The sequence below is a fragment of the Pseudomonas sp. OST1909 genome (assembly GCF_015277575.1).
GTDB lineage: Bacteria > Pseudomonadota > Gammaproteobacteria > Pseudomonadales > Pseudomonadaceae > Aquipseudomonas > Aquipseudomonas synxantha_A.
On record NZ_CP063780.1, the window covers coordinates 2,439,503 to 2,454,743 of the forward strand.

Here is a 15,241-nt window from a genome sequence, read left to right on the forward strand (position 1 = left end):
TTTGCCCGGATGCCGAGTAGAATCACGCCCTGAAAGCGATTCCTGAGGTGCGGTACGGTGGATTTACAGCAGGGTTTTGTCCTGACCCGGCATTGGCGCGATACCTCGTTGGGCACGGAGGTCAGTTTCTGGCTGGCCACCGACCACGGGCCTCGGTGTATTCGCCTACCCGTGCAAACCTCGGTGATGTTCATCCCCGAAGTCCATCGCAAGCCGCTTGATTGGCTGCTCAAGGGCGAGCGCGATCTTGAGCTGCGCCCGTTGCAACTCTGCGACTTCCACCATCGCCCGGTCCTGGGCCTCTATGCCCGCCAGCACCGCCAATTGATGGACATCGAAAAGCGCCTGCGCAGCGCCGGGGTCGATGTCTATGAAGGCGATGTGCGACCGCCCGAGCGCTACATGATGGAGCGCTTTATCACAGCTCCCGTGTGGTTTGGCGGCACTGCGGATGCCAGCGGTACCTTGCTGGATGCGCAGATGAAGCCCGCGCCCGACTACCGCCCGCGCTTGAAGCTGGTGTCCCTGGACATCGAAACCACCGCCCAGGGCGATCTGTATTCCATCGCGCTGGAAGGCTGCGGCGAACGCCAGGTGTATATGCTCGGCCCGCCAAACAAAACCGATGCCGTGGACTTCAAGCTCGACTACTGCGACACCCGTGCGCAACTGCTCGAACGCCTCAACCAATGGCTGGCCACCTTTGATCCCGATGCGATCATCGGCTGGAATGTGGTGCAGTTCGACCTGCGCGTCCTGCATGAGCACGCCCAACGTTTGAACGTGCCGCTGTTGTTGGGGCGTGGCGGTGAAGCCATGACCTGGCGCGAGCACGGCAGCCGCAATCACTACTTCGCGGCAGCGGCGGGGCGCTTGATCATCGACGGGATCGAAGCACTGCGCTCGGCGACCTGGAGCTTTGAATCCTTCAGCCTGGAAAACGTCGCACAAACCCTGCTCGGCGAAGGCAAGGACATTTCCACCCCGTACCAGCGCATGGACGAAATCAACCGCATGTTCGCCGAGGACAAGCCCGCCTTGGCGCGCTACAACCTCAAGGACTGTGAGCTGGTCACACGGATTTTTGAAAAGACCGAGTTACTCAAGTTCTTGCTGGAGCGTGCCAGCGTCACTGGCTTGCCGGCCGATCGTAACGGCGGTTCGGTCGCCGCCTTCACCCACTTGTACCTGCCGTTGATGCATCGCCAGGGTTTCGTCGCGCCGAACCTGGGCGACAAACCGCCCCAGGCCAGCCCTGGCGGGTTTGTCATGGACTCACGCCCGGGCCTCTACGAATCGGTGCTGGTGCTGGACTACAAAAGCCTTTACCCATCGATCATCCGCAGCTTCCTGATCGACCCGGTGGGCTTGATCGAAGGCCTCAAGCATCCCGACGATAGCGACTCGGTAGAGGGCTTTCGCGGCGCACGTTTCTCCCGCACCCGGCACTGCCTGCCGTCCATCGTCACTCGCGTATCCGAAGGCCGTGAAGAGGCCAAGCGCGAGCACAACGCGCCGCTGTCCCAAGCCTTGAAAATCATCATGAATGCCTTCTATGGCGTGCTCGGCTCCAGTGGCTGTCGGTTCTTCGATACGCGGTTGGCGTCGTCGATCACCCTGCGTGGGCACCAGATCATGCGCCAGACCCGCGAGCTGGTGGAGGCCCAGGGTTATGAAGTGATCTACGGCGACACCGACTCCACCTTCGTCTGGCTCGGCAGCGCCCATTCTCCGCAGGATGCCAATCGCATCGGCCAGGCGCTGGTGCAGCACGTCAATGATTGGTGGCGCGCCCACCTGAGCACGGAGTACGGCCTGCGAAGTGCTTTGGAGCTGCAATACGAAACCCACTTCAGCCGCTTCCTGATGCCGACCATCCGTGGCGCGGAGGAGGGCAGCAAGAAGCGCTACGCCGGTTTGGTGGTGCGCGACGATGGCAGCGAAGAGATGGTCTACAAAGGCCTGGAAACCGTGCGCAGCGATTGGTCGCCTCTGGCCCGGCAATTCCAGCAGGAACTCTACCGGCGCATCTTCCATCGCCAGCCCCATCAGGACTACATACGCGACTACGTGCGCCGTACCCTGAGCGGCGAGTTCGACGAGTTGCTGATCTACCGCAAGCGCCTGCGCCGCCCCTTGCACGACTATGAACGCAACGTTCCGCCCCATGTGCGCGCGGCACGTTTGGCCGACGAGTACAACGACCGCCTGGGGCGCCCGCGCCAGTACCAGCGCGGTGGCTGGATCAGCTACGTGATCAGCGTCAACGGCCCCGAACCCTTGGAAGTGCGGCAAGCGCCCATCGACTACGACCACTATGTGACCCGGCAATTGCAGCCCGTTGCTGACGCGATCTTGCCGTTTGTGAATGATGACTTCGGTACCCTGGTGGGCGGGCAGATGGGGCTATTCTAGGCAATGGACCACACTGTCCCTATCGCCCATCGCTCAGGAGGCAACGCCCATGTACACACTTTATGGCACCGACGAATCCGGCTCCTGCATGATCGAAATCGCCCTGCAGCGCTGCGCCGTGCCGTGGCATCGCGTGGACGCCAGCTCCTGGCAGGACGGCGAGGGCAGCGACGCTCTTGCACGTATCAATCCACTCAAGCAGATCCCCACCCTGGTCACCCCCAATGGCCAGGTGCTGACCGAAAGCGTCGCTATCCTGATCCACCTGGGCCTGGAGTACCCCAAGGCCGAGTTGCTGGCCGGCGATCGTGCGCAGATCCTGCGCGGGCTGCTGTACATCGCCGCCAATTGCTATTCGGCGATCGGCATCATCGACTACCCGCAACGCTGGTTGGGTAATGCCGATGAGGCGCAGCAAGCGCAACTGGTCAGCGGCACACGGCGCTACCTGTACCAGGCCTGGGTCGTGTTTGCCGATCAGTTTGCCGACCAGCTGTTTACCCCGGGCAATGTGCCGAATGCACTGGGCATCATGGCGGCGGCGGTGTCGCGCTGGGATGACGCGCGCGAGGTGCTCGGCAACCTGGCGCCGGGCTTTGCACAGAGCCTGGAGCGGGTAGACGCCGACCCTGTCGTGGCCCCGGTTTTTGCCCGTCATTGGCCGCAGTGGACGGTCTCGTAACCGGAAGAAACAATGCTCCGGCCACTGTCCAAGCCCTTGCGTAGCGGGCGTCCTGACCTACTCTTCTCAAAGTGATGTAGGAATCATCCTTGAATTTGACTGTCGCAGACATGAAACTCAAGAACCCTGCATGGAATTCAAAGGAGGTGCGCATGCTCATCCGGTCGCTGACCCTGGCTACCTTGATGGCTTTTACGGGGCCGTTGTTGGCCGCTGATGATAATCCGCTCAAGCAGGAGTTGGGCAAGACGCGCCCGCTGGTGGTCGTGGAGCTTGATGCTGGAAACCCGACACTGGCAACGCTGAAGAAACAACTGGAAGAGGCTGCCACCAAGCAGTCCTTCGAAGAGCGCAGCATGGTGTTCTACACCGTCAAGTTCGGTAGCATTGGCGCCGAAGGGGAGAAGTTCGCCAAGGACCCAAAGGACAGCAAAAAGCTCACGCCGCCTGAAACCAACGCGCTGATCCGTGCCCTCAAGCTCGGCGTCGGCAGCGGCACCAAGGTGATCCTGATCGGCAAGGATGGTGAGAAGAAAGTTGAGAAGACCGTCCCCCCGGATACCCTCGACCTGAAGGAATTTTTCAGCACCATCGACCAGATGCCGATGGCCGAGAAAGAAGCGGCTGCTCCGGTTGTGCCAGAACCGGCGCCTGCGCCTGGCAAGAACGCTACCAAAGCGGGTAAGGCAACCAAGCCGGCTGCGCCTCAACAGTTGGATGACTGAGTCCGTGCAGGAGCTGGCTTACCAGCTCCTGCGCAGGCCATTGCGGTGGTGGCTCCAGTTCACTGTTTCCACGGCTTGAACCACCCAGCCAACCCTCCCAATACCAGGGCAGCCGCCAAGGTACTCAAGCCCAGTTGCCACCCATCATTGTGCAGCGGGTGCAATATCACGGCTGCAAAACCCAGTAAAACCGCACTCAGCCCCCATTGCAGCGGCCAGCCCAGTTGCCCAAGCAATTGCTGGCGCTGCATCAGCAGCAGGTTGGTGACGATAACCCCGCCCAACGCCGCCAGGGCGATACCCGGCAAACCCAGAAAGTACGGCAGCAGCACCAACAGCAAAGCGTTGACCCCGCTGCCCAGCAATTCGCAGCGCAAGGGCAGGCGCGTGTCGCCGCTGGCATAGGCGTAGCGGGCGAGCATAGCGTTCCAGGCGCCGAACACCAATGGCGTCGCGAACCAGGCCAGCAGGGCGGGCAGTGGGCTGTCGGCGCTTTGGGCGGGCATCAGCAGATGAATCAGCACCGGGCTGGCGCCGATCAGGCCGAGGGCGGCCGGCAGGCTGAGCAGGGTCGCAGCATCCAGGCCTCGGCGCAGCAGGGCCAGGCGCTGCTGGCCTTGTTCGCCGCTCATCATGCCCAGCAGTACCTGGTTGAGGCTCATCAGGGCGATCAAGGGCAGATTGATCAGTTTGCGTGCAAGGTTGACCCACGTGACGGCGCCTTCCCCCAGGTAACTGGCGATCAATCGCTCAAGCAGCGCCAAACCCTGGCTGGCGACATTGCTGGCCAACAATGGTCCGATGCGCCCCAACAGTTCGCGGCCCGCCAGCTTGTCGCCAGTGACTTGCCACGGCCGCCAGCCGAAAGACCAGACCGGCGCCAGCAGCGGCAGGCACATCAACACACTGCCGGCAAAAAAGCTCATGGCCAGTTCGCCGCTGTCGCTTGCGCTGCCGCGGATAAACAGGTACAGCACCGGCGGCAGGTTGAACAGCAAAGAGCCCAGCCCCGGCAGCACAAAACGCTGGCGTGCCTGCAAGGGAATACTGAACAACCCATGCATCACCAGGCCCGGCGCACAGGCCGCCAGCCAGCGCAAGTTAGCGGCAGCTTCGGCATGGGCTGCGGCGTCCAGGCCGGGGCCGATCAGGCGCACCCACAGCGGCGCGCCCAGCGCCAATACGGCAAACAGGGCCAGGCCTACTCCCAGCAGGCGTGGAGAAAGGCTGGCCAGCCAGGCTTGCTGGCGTTGTGGGTCGCGTTGTTGATAGAGGGGCAGGGCAGCCGCCGCAAGCAAGCCGGCGGCCAGGGTCATGCGCAACGCTTCGGGCAAAAACACCGCCACCAGAAACCCGTCGCTGCGGCTACCTGCGCCCCAGGCCGCCACCAGCAGCCATTCGCGGGCAAAACCGGCGACCAGCCCGGCGAGGGTCGCGACGGTCAGCCAGAGCGTGCTGCCGAACATCAGTGGAACAGGGTGAACAGGCCCTTGCCACCCACCTTATAGTTCAGATCATGGCAACGTTCGCCCATGATTTTGGCCCCGGAACCGCCAATGATTTTATAGGGGGCCACAGCCTTGGCCACCACGGTATTGGCGCTGATCACCGAACCATGACCCAGGTGCGTGCCGTAGCCGATCAACGCCCGGCTGCCGATCCACACATAGTCGTCGATGTAGATCGGCCCGGAAATCGACCAGAACTCCGGTGCCTGCAAATCATGACTGCCGGCGATGATCAGCACGTGGGAGGCAATCGCCACGTGGTTGCCGATCACCAGCCCGGCGCGGGCGTCTACTTGGCAATGCCAACCGATCACCGTATCGTCACCGACTCTCAAGTTGTGGATGCCCAACACTTCGGTGTTACGCCACAAGCTTGTGCCCTTGCCGATCTTCGCGCCGCCCAGGCGCAGCCAGGCAATGCGCACATGGTGGCTGGGGATCTTGTTGATCAAAATGTTGTAGGCCATGTCCCAGGCGTTGCGCCAGCGATCCTTGATCGTTGCCCAGTTTTTGCCATAGCGCGGCAACAGCTTGCCCGGCAGGTCCTGTTTCATACGGCGGAACAAAAGGCGGGCCACCGGGTGCTCAAGGGCGGGTTCCAGGTCGATGGAGTTTATCCAGAAGCGCTTGTTGTCGCCTTCGCCCTCTTCAAACACCACGTCGTTGGCCAGGCACCAGTCCAGCGCCTCTTCCAGGTCCGGCAGGCTCACGCCCAGTTCAGCGGCCAGTGTGGGGAGGCGATCGCGCAAATCGGTGGAGTGAATCATCCGGTGCTTCATGGTTGGTTATCCTTTGGCGCAATAGCAGCAACAGGGGCGGTAATGGAGGGGCGCAGACGCACCTGTTGCAGGCTCATGCCCATCAACAGCCAGAACAGCGCGATCAGTACAAAGGTGAAGCTGAAATAGTGGTCGAAAATCCCCGTCAACAGCGCTGCCATCACGCCGCAGATACACCCCAGCCACAGGGCGTTGTCGGCGGTGACCTTGCGCACCTGGCCCAGGGGGCGCACTTCACGCCACCACAACACCGTGACGGTGATAAACAACAGCATCCCCGGAATGCCGACCTTGTAGATGAAGTTCAGCCACAGGTTGGAGATGCCCAACAGGTTGGTGCCGGGTACGGGTGGGTCGATCTTGAAGCCGATCCCCAGGGGGTATGTCGACATGGCCTCGGGGAATCTTGCGTACTCGTCGAAGCGGATTTCGGTACTGGCATTGGTGGACGAGAAGATGGTCAGCAAGCGCTCCTGCAACGGCGGATAGAACATCACCAGCGCAACCCCAAACGCCACGCCGATACCGATGATGCGCCCGCTGTTGGGTACGCGCTTATAGGTCAGCCAGATCAGCACCAGCGCCAGGGCCACGATGGCGCCACGGGAAATACTCAGCAGCAGGCCGGCGCAACCCAGCACCGCCACCGCCAGGCCCAGCGCCCGGCGCCAGCCGCTGCGGGTCCAGCCGTAGAACAGCGCCAGGGGGATAAACAGCACCAGCACGCCACCCGTCAGGTTTGGGTGCACCCAGGGCGAGGCCATGCGCGTGTAGTTGGCGGAAAAAATATCCTTCACCGCTTCCGGGTGGGCGTACTTGAGGTCGGTGAGCACCTCGATCATCGACATGGCGTTGCGCGTTTTCAAAAACATGAAAATCGACAGCAACAGCATCGCCAGGTTGCCCAGCAGCAGGGCGACCACCACCTTGTCGCGGTCGGCGTCGGTGCGCAGCAGCAACGGCACGATAAACAGCAACGACAGGTTCATCAGCCAGCGTACCCAGTTCACCGGCCCGTTGCCTTCGGCATGGATGATGACCATGCCCCAGATAAACGGAATAGTGCTGAACAGCATCAACCACATCAGCGCGCGCTCGGTCGGACGCCACAGGATCAAGCCGCGGGTCTTGCCGATAAACGATTGCCAGAACACCCCGACCCAGGTCAGCCCCAACACGGCTTCGCTGATGGTGGTGCGGATCCCCAGTTCCAACGTGGTGTAGGGAATGCTGGTGGCCAACACCGCGAAAATCAGCAAGCCCCACAGGGGAAAGCGGATCAGGGTCAAGGCCACACCCGCGCCGGCCACGACCAGCAAGGCCTTGATCGGCGACAGGGCCAACAGCAAAATGCCGAAGACCAGGCCCAGGAGCAGACTGATGAGTTTTCCTGGCAGCATTAGCGGTCCAATTCCTTGAGCAAAGTATCCAGGCGCGAGCGATAGGCCGGTTCGGCAAATTGCCGGGCCCAGGCGCGCTGCGTTTCGGCGTCTGCCGTGTCGCCCGCGGTTGCCAGTTGCTGCATGACGTTCTGCAATTGCCTGGCATCGTGTGGGTCGAAGCGCGGGGCGCCGGGCGGCGCGACTTCATCCAGGGCGGAACCGCGTGCCACCGCCACCGGCGTGCCCACACTCAAAGCTTCCACCACCGGCAGGCCAAAGCCCTCGGCATAAGACGGCTGCCATAGGCAGTCGGTATGACGGTAGAGGGCTTGCAGTTGGCCGTCCGATAAGCCGCTGCACCAGTGCAGGCCCGGCAGTTCGCCAAGGGCGGACGGTACATCGCTGGCGTGGCCCACCAGTACCAGGTCCGGCACCTCAGGGTTCGCCGCACGGCAGGCCTGCCATTGACGCAGGAAAAATGCCATGTTCTTGCGCGGCTCCCGTGTGCCCACCACCAGCCAGTAACGCGCCGGCAGGTTGTCTGGCAGCGGCTCTGGCGCTGCATTCAATTCGGGCACCAGGTTGCTCAACACCCGGAACTTGGCCCGGGCCCAGGGGAATACGCGGGCGGCTTCGTTGCAGGAAAACTGCGAAGGGCACCACACCCGGTCAGCCTGCCACACCGACCAGGCAATCGAGGCGCCGTCGATCAAACGATAGGCCAGGGCCTTGAGCCTGGAGCGATGGAAGTTACGCTGAGTCAGCTGAAACAGGTCATGCAGCACCAGGACATAGCGGGTGCCGGCGGGTTTGCGGCACAGCGGCAAGCCCATATTGGCCGTGGCGATGTGCAGGTCGATCTGTTGCTCGTGCAGGGCTCTGGGCAAAAATTTGCGCTCGAACCGCAAGCGTACCTGCGGCCGTTGCAGGCCATCCAGCGGGCTGGCCCAGGGTGGGCAAATGGCGGTCTGGCGTTGCGGGTGGTCCAGGGGCGCCTCAGTGAACAGCACCACCTCGGTGTTGCCCCGCGCGCGCAGGGCATCTTCCAGCGCCAGGACCTGGCGGGCGATGCCCGACGAGGGCGCAACCGTGGCGGGGCGATAGTCCAGGGCTACGCGCATGGCTGAGACTCCTTAGAGGCGATCAAGGTGCGGTAGATGTGCTCCAGTTCGTCACCGGCCACCGCCCAGTCGTGGTAGTGCCGCGCATAATCGCGTGCCGCATCGGCCAGTTGCCGGGCCAGCAGCGGCTGATCCAGCAGACGCACGATGGCGTCGGCCAGGGCCTCGGCGCTTTCGCCCGCCAGGTAATGCGCCTGTGGTTGCACCGCCAAACCGGAAACACCCTGGGCCGTGCTGACCAGCGGCAAGCCGGCGGCCATTGCCTCCAGCACCTTGAGCTTGGAGCCGCCGCCATGGCGCAACGCGGCGACAAAACCGGCGCAGCGCCGTTGCAGGGCGCACAGATCAGGAACAAACCCCAGCCACTCGACACGTTCATCCGGCCAACGGTCGCGCCAGTGTTCGGGCAAGCCGTAACCGGCCACCGCCAGGCGCGCGTTCGGACACTGCAGCCAGACCCGGGGGAATATCTCTTCAAGCAACCACTGCACAGCGTCCAGGTTCGGTGCGTATTCGTAATTGCCGACAAACAACAAACGCTGGCTCTGCGTATCGGCACTGACCTGGGCGAAGGCACGGCTGTCGACGCCATTGACTACCACGCTTACCGGCGTTGCAGTCAACGGCCGCATGGCCTGGGCGTCCGCGTCGGTCACCGCGATCACATGGGCGGCGGCATCGAACGCCTTGCGCTCCCATTGCCGGCAGCGCCATTGGTCGTACTGCACGAACGGCGCAGCCCACTTGGGAAAACGGTCATAAGTGGCGCCGCCCAGGCTTGATTCCAGGTTGTGCTCGGTCAGCACAAACTCGCGCTGGCGCTGCTGCAAGGTGCGCAGAAACGGTTGCAGGCTGTAGCTGTGTTCCACTTGAATCACGTCCCAGCGCTCGTTCAACAGTTGCGCAAATTGGGCTTGCAACGGTGCCGACAGGCCATTGACCGTGGTCAACAGCGGCCACGGTGCGAATACGCCCGCGAGCAGGGTCATCGGGTGTTTCAGCGGCCGGCGCGGCACCACGATCAGGCGTTCGAGCAACGGTTCAAGGGCTGCGTGCACCGCGTCATCGGCCGGTGTCTTCGATTGCGCCAGCAGCGTGATGCGATGCCCGCGCTCACTCAAGGTGCGCAGCAAATGATACTGCCGGGTCTTGCCGCCGCTGGTGGTCGGCCACGGCAGGTAGGGCACAATCCATAGGATTCTCATGTACAGCTCTCCATGCCCGGGGCTACCACACCAGTATCTGCAAACTCGGCTTCACCGCTGGGCGAATACCGTTGTCGTCGTTCAGGGGCTGCCGAGTTCCGGTCAGCGGGTCCAGCAGTTCTGCGTGTTTGATGTCCGGCAGGCTGATGCTGCTGCCTTTGGCACTCCAGTACATCAACAGGTGTTTTCCGTCAGGCCGAGTCCAGGCCACGCTGTAGAAACTGTCCGGCACATCCTCAAGCTTTGGCGTGGTGCCGGGTTTAAGGGAGGGGCCGGTGATCTCGAGGAAGCGGGCGAGGGCGGTGTAGACCGGCTTGGGTTCGCCGTCCAGGTTCAGCAGGCCGTAATGCTGGTCGCGTGGCGAGGCGCGTTGGTCGAGGTCGGACAGCGCGAACAGGAAAATCTTCTGATAGTCCTGGGACGCCATCAACGCCAGGCGGCGCAAGGTGTAGTCGGCCTGCCCGTCGATACCGATCAGGTCCTGCATCTCCTTGGGGCCGGCATAGCTGGACCAGCCCCACTCGGTAGCCCATACGTTCTTGATGCCGGCGCCGTGCAGCATGGTATTGAGTTGATCGCCGCGCAGCAGCACTTCGTTCTTGCCCGGTTCATCGGTTTCCGGGGTCATCGAATAAGGGTGATAGGCCGCGACCATGCCCAGGTTTTGCACGCCCAGCGCGCCAAGCGCTTCGAACATCAGGGTTTTGCCCCGCGGCGGCATCTGGCTGTAGTACGCCATGCCGCCCATGACCTGCAGTTTGCCGGGCGCGGCAATATTCAACGCCTGGTGACTGGCCAATAACAATTGCCCGTACTCCTTGGCGTTGACTTTGGGGCGCCAGTTGTTCGGCAGGTTCTGCTCGTTCCACACCTGCCAGGCATCGATATTGGGGTAGCGCTTGGCCAGGAGTGCCAGGCGCAGCGCGTAGATTTCGGGGCCCCGCGGGCGATACTGGTCCTGGAACTGCGCGCCCTTGGGGGCGGTGGTGATAAAGGGCGCCGAGCCCACCAGGTAAAACACCGAGCGGATTTTTTCAGCGCTCAGGGTGCGGTCCAGTTCATCGAAGGTGCTGAGTTGATAACCGTCTTCTGTGGGCTCCAGGCGATCCCAGTGCAGGTCGACCCGCACCCATTGCAACCCAAGTTTCTTGTATTGCTTGATCTGCTGGCGGTACTGCTCGGGCGTGAACCACAGAAAGTGCGCGTTCACGCCAAGGAAGTCCTTCCATACCACAGTGCGCTCCGGGGCCAGATTCACCGGCTGCGCATCGACTTTTTCACTCGACAGCAGGGCGCCACCCACGGCGATTGCCAGCACCAGCGGCAGATAGCGCCACATCGGGCGAACAGATGAAATATTCATCGCAACGGCTCCTCACAAGCATCCCGAAATAATTCGGCAAAACGTTGGGCCGTGGTGGCCCACTGGCGTTGGTGGCCGATTTCCGCTGCCCGGGCAGCCCATTGCCGGGCCTGCTGCGGGTCGAGGATCAAGCGGTTCAAGGCGTTGCTCAAGGAATCGATATCGCCCTGCTGATAGGTGATGCCATTGCCGCCGGCCACCTCTTCAGCAAAGGCACGCGCATTGGAGGTGATCACCCCGCGCCCGCAGGCATTGGCCCACGACAGCGCGCCACTGGTGCCACGCATCTGTCCCAGGAAACCGAGTTTTTTCGATTCACGGTAGGGCAGCACCATCACATGGTGCGCCTGGATCGTAGCGGCGATCTGCGCCGATGGCAGGTCCAGCTGCCAGTCCACCACATCCTCCAGGTGCAGCGCGCTGATCTGTTGGCGCAGGCCGTCGAGGTAGTTGCCGGCCGGGTCGAAGGTCATTTCCGGGGCGGTGCCGCCGGCCAGGGTCAGGCGCACCTGGCCTCGGCATTGCGGGTGAGCGGCCAGTGACTGGGCCAGGGCCTGGAGCAGATCTTCAATGCCCTTGCCGCGATAGATAAAGCCGAAATACAACAGACGCAGCGGCGCAAGCGGCGGCAAGTCCTGGGGCGCGATGGGCAGGTTGCCGTGAGCAATCACCGCCACTTGCTGCGGGCGCAGGCCCATGCGTTGGCGCAGGCAGTCGCCTCCCAGGCGGGTTAGGGTGATCAGCCGGCGCATATCTTTGGCCAGGCGTCGTTCTTCGTGCAAGGTCAGCGGGTCGGCCAGCAGCGCCGCCGCCTGGGGCAGCGGGTGGGGCAGGCGTTCGAGCAGGGTCAAGGGGAAAAACAGCTTGGCCCGGCGCCAGATCAAGCGCTCCGGGTCATGCACCGTGGCAGTCAACGGCAGTTGTGGGTGTGCCCGGCGCAGGTAGTCAAGCGCCTGGAACTCACCGAAGCGCCCACCTCCCAGTTCGGCATGGACCAGATCCACACCGTGCCAGTCAAAGGCTTGCAAGCGCCGCAACTGTTCAGCCAGGTCCTGGCAACCCGCGAGGGGGGTCACCACTTCAAGGCCCAGTTCGATCAACGCGTTGCGCAAATGCGCGGCGTAATCGGCGATCCCGGTCTGCTCCGGCGGCAGAGGTGCCAGCAATGCAATACGCATCAGGCCGCACCGCGCCAGCTGTTGATCCGCGCCAGGACCTTGGCCGGTACTTCGAAGCGGCGGCGGTTGAGGATCATGCCGTCGACTTTGCCGAACGCGGTGGTCAGCAGCGACACCGCGTTTTCGATGGTCGGTACGGTACTGGTGCGGGCTTCGATCACCAGCACGATCTGGTCGGCACGGCGTAGCGTCAGGAAGGCCTGTGGGTTGGACGACAAGGCCGAGGCGTCCAGCAACAGCACTTCACCCGCCGTGGGCGCGTTCGCCCCGTCGACCGAGACGCGATGGCCACGTTCTTCCAGCAGGCGCTTGAGCTGCTCGATGATAAACGTCACGCCCTCGCCATGCCGCGCCGAGGTCAGGCCCAGGGCAAAGCCTTCACTGGCGATGCGCTCCAGGGGCAGCAGGCTGTACAGGCGATAGAGGCTGGCGGTGACGGCGGCCGGCGTGGCGTCTTGCACGTCGGGGATGCTGCTCCACAGCGGCACCTGGAACATCTCCTGCAAGCGGGTGCCATCGTGGATGCGCTGGTCCAGCAGGTACAGCACATAAATGGTCAAAAAGCCCACGGCTACGCCGGCGGGAATGGCGAACAACAGAATCAGCAGGCTCTTGGGAAACACACGTGACGGGTTCAGGGTGGCGTGTTCGATCAGCGCGATGTTGCTGATCTGGCTGTTGTCCAGTTCGTGATCGATACGCGCCTGTTCAAGATTGTCCGAGTACAAGGCGTAGCTTTTTTCGGCGGCGCGCAGTTGTTGGCTCAGCTTGTTGAGTTCCGGCTCATCGGTCATCGCCTTGTCACGCTGGTCACGCAGTTCGGCGAGGGTCTTGTCGTAGTTCTCGATTTCCCCGGCCAGTTTGCGCTCTTGCAATTGGGCGTCGATCACTTGCTGCTTGACGTTGATCACCAAGCTGTTGGGCGCAGTGTTTTGCGAGCGTTCCAGGCGCGTAGCTTCCTGAGCGCTGAGGGCTTCAATGTCGCGGATGTTCTGCTCGATCTGATTGACCTGCGGCGTGCCCGGCAGGTAGGTGCGCAACAGGCGTGCGCGTTCCACTTGCAGCGCATTGAGCTGGCGCTTGAGGTCCAGTTGGGTGGGGTTGAGGCTGGTTTCGCGCATCGTCACCACGTCTGCCGGCTGGCTCTTGATCTGCTGGCTGGCATTGGCCAGGAGGCTGCGAATGCCCGAGATCTGGTTCTGTGCGCTGACCTTGGCGTCGGTGACACGGTCGATCTGACTGGTGAGGTTCTTCAGGCGCGCATCGACACTGATCGAATCGATCTGCTTCAAACGGCCTTGCAGTTGGTCCTTCAGGCTTTGGATATTTTCCGCCACCTTGGCGCGTTCGGTTTCGTAGAAGGTATGCAGGCTCTTGCGCCCGAGAATCCGCGCACGTTCCTCAAGGTAGGCGTTGACCCATTCCTCGACGATTTTTTGCGCCACCGCCGGGTCGTCCCAAGTGAAGGAAATCTCGATCACCGAAGAGCCCGGCTCGTGACCGGCTTTGAAGTTCTTCTCCAGCGAGGTCGCGAGGCGCTCCAGCGGGCTTTGTTTCTCGGCAAGGCCCACAAACTGCAGCACACTGCGTATGCCATTGATGACTTCGCCAAGGCCCTTCTTGATGTAGAACTTGGTGACCTTCCAGAAGCCCTGCGGCGGCTCGGAGGTCATCGCCATATAGCGCTCGGCAACGATATGCACGATGGGCCGGCCCGTGAGCATTTTTTCTTCGTCGACAATCGGGTCGTGCTGGGTGCTCGGGGCAATCAGCGTCTGGCGGTTGCCGGCTTCGATCGGCACGGTGGTGTTGTCCCGCCCCGGCTTGACCAGCAAGCGCGCGTCGGACTCGTAGCGAGCCGGCAACAGGAAGGCACCCAGCACCGCGACGACGATCGTGGTGATCACTGCCAGTTTGAATTCGCGGCGGTAGATGAAAAACAGCCGCAGCAGGTCGCGAAGAGAGCGGATTTCGATCACAGGATCACTCCATTGCATATGGGGTTTACGAAAGACGGGAACGCTTGGTTCGAGTGATACGACGCCCGCTTCATAATCCTTGGCCTGCGTTGATGGTTGGGTTGTTGTAGATGGTGTTGCCGCTGTTTTTCACGTCGCTCTTGTTCAGGTCGTAGTTAAAGCCCACGCCAATCCCTTTGTTGATGGGAAACAGCTTGGTGAAGTACATATCCACGGCTTCCACCGTCGCGCCGATGCCCGACTGCGGCACAAAGATCAAGTCGCCGCGCTGCAACGCCACCCGCGGGTGATTGGGGTTGGTCAACATGCTCTCCAGGCTGATGAAGTACGTCCTGTACTTGCCATCTGGCCCGGTGCGCAGCAAGGCCACGTTGGAGGCATCCGCCGAGGGCAATACACCACCGGAACTGAGCAGCGCCTGCTCGACGCTGACGTTGCCGGCCAGGTCGAAAAACGCCGGGTTGGACACCGCGCCGCCGATAAACACCTTGTTGCTCGGTGCGCTGGCGATGTTCACCGTCACCGCCGGTTCGCGGTAGATGCGCTTGTACTTCTCGGTGATTTCCTTGCCCAGGTCTTCGGGCGTGCGCAGGGCGGCCTTGACCCGGCCAATATTGGGCACCGAGATCACGCCGTCGGGGCGCACGACGAATACGGTCATGTCATCGGCCGCCGCCGGTTCCTGGGCATCGCGCACGATCCGCAGCGAGTCGCCGGTCTGGATCAGCACCTGCGGTGGTGGCAGGTCGGCCAGGGTCAGCGCCGCTTGATGGCCGGCCTTGAGCGTATTGTTGTCAGGAAGCGGCACCCGCGCGGGGGTCGAACAGCCCGCCAGCCAGATTGAGGCACTCAAGAGGCTGAGCAGGGTAAGACGGGAACGTCGGTTGGTAGTCTTCATGACGGC

At 62.4% G+C, this 15,241-nt stretch carries 12 protein-coding genes; 3 read left to right on the top strand and 9 right to left on the bottom strand.

The features are described from left to right. Positions 1-57 precede the first annotated feature (57 nt). From IH404_RS10815 to IH404_RS10825, 3 genes are all read left to right on the top strand, one after another. Positions 58-2,415, top strand: a complete 2,358-nt coding sequence (locus tag IH404_RS10815; protein ID WP_194440391.1) for a DNA polymerase II — start codon at positions 58-60, stop codon at positions 2,413-2,415. A gap of 49 nt (positions 2,416-2,464) precedes the next feature. After that, positions 2,465-3,097 (top strand): glutathione S-transferase, encoded by a 633-nt coding sequence (locus IH404_RS10820; RefSeq protein ID WP_194440392.1) that lies wholly within the window; start codon positions 2,465-2,467, stop codon positions 3,095-3,097. 152 nt (positions 3,098-3,249) lie between these two features. After that, the gene (locus IH404_RS10825; protein ID WP_005786783.1) at positions 3,250-3,822 is read left to right on the top strand and encodes a DUF4174 domain-containing protein; all 573 of its coding nucleotides are present in this window, start codon (positions 3,250-3,252) and stop codon (positions 3,820-3,822) included. 59 nt (positions 3,823-3,881) lie between these two features. Here IH404_RS10825 and IH404_RS10830 read toward each other — a convergent pair whose 3' ends face one another. From IH404_RS10830 to IH404_RS10870, 9 genes are all read right to left on the bottom strand, one after another. Next, positions 3,882-5,288 (bottom strand): lipid II flippase MurJ, encoded by a 1,407-nt coding sequence (locus IH404_RS10830; RefSeq protein ID WP_194440393.1) that lies wholly within the window; start codon positions 5,286-5,288, stop codon positions 3,882-3,884. Next, positions 5,288-6,109: an acyltransferase gene (locus IH404_RS10835; RefSeq protein WP_005786788.1), complete on the bottom strand. Its 822-nt coding sequence runs from the start codon at positions 6,107-6,109 to the stop codon at positions 5,288-5,290. Before IH404_RS10835 ends, IH404_RS10830 begins: the two co-directional genes overlap by 1 nt. Then, positions 6,106-7,509 carry an O-antigen ligase family protein gene (locus tag IH404_RS10840; RefSeq protein WP_005786790.1) on the bottom strand — a complete coding sequence of 468 codons (1,404 nt, stop codon included), beginning with the start codon at positions 7,507-7,509 and terminating at the stop codon, positions 6,106-6,108. The genes IH404_RS10835 and IH404_RS10840 overlap by 4 nt, the downstream gene beginning before the upstream one ends. Then, positions 7,509-8,612: a glycosyltransferase family 1 protein gene (locus tag IH404_RS10845; RefSeq protein ID WP_005786792.1), complete on the bottom strand. Its 1,104-nt coding sequence runs from the start codon at positions 8,610-8,612 to the stop codon at positions 7,509-7,511. Before IH404_RS10845 ends, IH404_RS10840 begins: the two co-directional genes overlap by 1 nt. After that, positions 8,603-9,817: a glycosyltransferase family 4 protein gene (locus IH404_RS10850; RefSeq protein WP_005786794.1), complete on the bottom strand. Its 1,215-nt coding sequence runs from the start codon at positions 9,815-9,817 to the stop codon at positions 8,603-8,605. Before IH404_RS10850 ends, IH404_RS10845 begins: the two co-directional genes overlap by 10 nt. A 22-nt stretch (positions 9,818-9,839) precedes the next feature. Then, a complete protein-coding gene (locus IH404_RS10855; protein ID WP_194440394.1) occupies positions 9,840-11,180 on the bottom strand; it encodes a beta-xylosidase in 1,341 nt (446 codons plus the stop codon). Then, positions 11,177-12,358, bottom strand: a complete 1,182-nt coding sequence (locus tag IH404_RS10860) for a glycosyltransferase (RefSeq protein ID WP_194440395.1) — start codon at positions 12,356-12,358, stop codon at positions 11,177-11,179. The genes IH404_RS10855 and IH404_RS10860 overlap by 4 nt, the downstream gene beginning before the upstream one ends. Beyond that, positions 12,358-14,337 carry an exopolysaccharide transport family protein gene (locus tag IH404_RS10865; protein ID WP_005786801.1) on the bottom strand — a complete coding sequence of 660 codons (1,980 nt, stop codon included), beginning with the start codon at positions 14,335-14,337 and terminating at the stop codon, positions 12,358-12,360. Before IH404_RS10865 ends, IH404_RS10860 begins: the two co-directional genes overlap by 1 nt. Before the next feature lie 70 nt (positions 14,338-14,407). Then, entirely contained in the window at positions 14,408-15,235 is an 828-nt protein-coding gene (locus IH404_RS10870) for a polysaccharide biosynthesis/export family protein (RefSeq protein WP_005786802.1), read from the bottom strand. Positions 15,236-15,241 lie beyond the last annotated feature (6 nt).

Bases quoted from the DNA above. Each gene is read 5' to 3' on its own strand.
- IH404_RS10820 (WP_194440392.1), top strand. From the start codon at position 2,465: ATGTACACACTTTATGGCACCGACGAATCCGGCTCCTGCATGATCGAA.
- IH404_RS10825 (WP_005786783.1), top strand. From the start codon at position 3,250: ATGCTCATCCGGTCGCTGACCCTGGCTACCTTGATGGCTTTTACGGGG.
- IH404_RS10830 (WP_194440393.1), bottom strand. From the start codon at position 5,288: ATGTTCGGCAGCACGCTCTGGCTGACCGTCGCGACCCTCGCCGGGCTG.
- IH404_RS10835 (WP_005786788.1), bottom strand. From the start codon at position 6,109: ATGAAGCACCGGATGATTCACTCCACCGATTTGCGCGATCGCCTCCCC.
- IH404_RS10840 (WP_005786790.1), bottom strand. From the start codon at position 7,509: ATGCTGCCAGGAAAACTCATCAGTCTGCTCCTGGGCCTGGTCTTCGGC.
- IH404_RS10845 (WP_005786792.1), bottom strand. From the start codon at position 8,612: ATGCGCGTAGCCCTGGACTATCGCCCCGCCACGGTTGCGCCCTCGTCG.
- IH404_RS10850 (WP_005786794.1), bottom strand. From the start codon at position 9,817: ATGAGAATCCTATGGATTGTGCCCTACCTGCCGTGGCCGACCACCAGC.
- IH404_RS10855 (WP_194440394.1), bottom strand. From the start codon at position 11,180: ATGAATATTTCATCTGTTCGCCCGATGTGGCGCTATCTGCCGCTGGTG.
- IH404_RS10860 (WP_194440395.1), bottom strand. From the start codon at position 12,358: ATGCGTATTGCATTGCTGGCACCTCTGCCGCCGGAGCAGACCGGGATC.
- IH404_RS10870 (WP_005786802.1), bottom strand. From the start codon at position 15,235: ATGAAGACTACCAACCGACGTTCCCGTCTTACCCTGCTCAGCCTCTTG.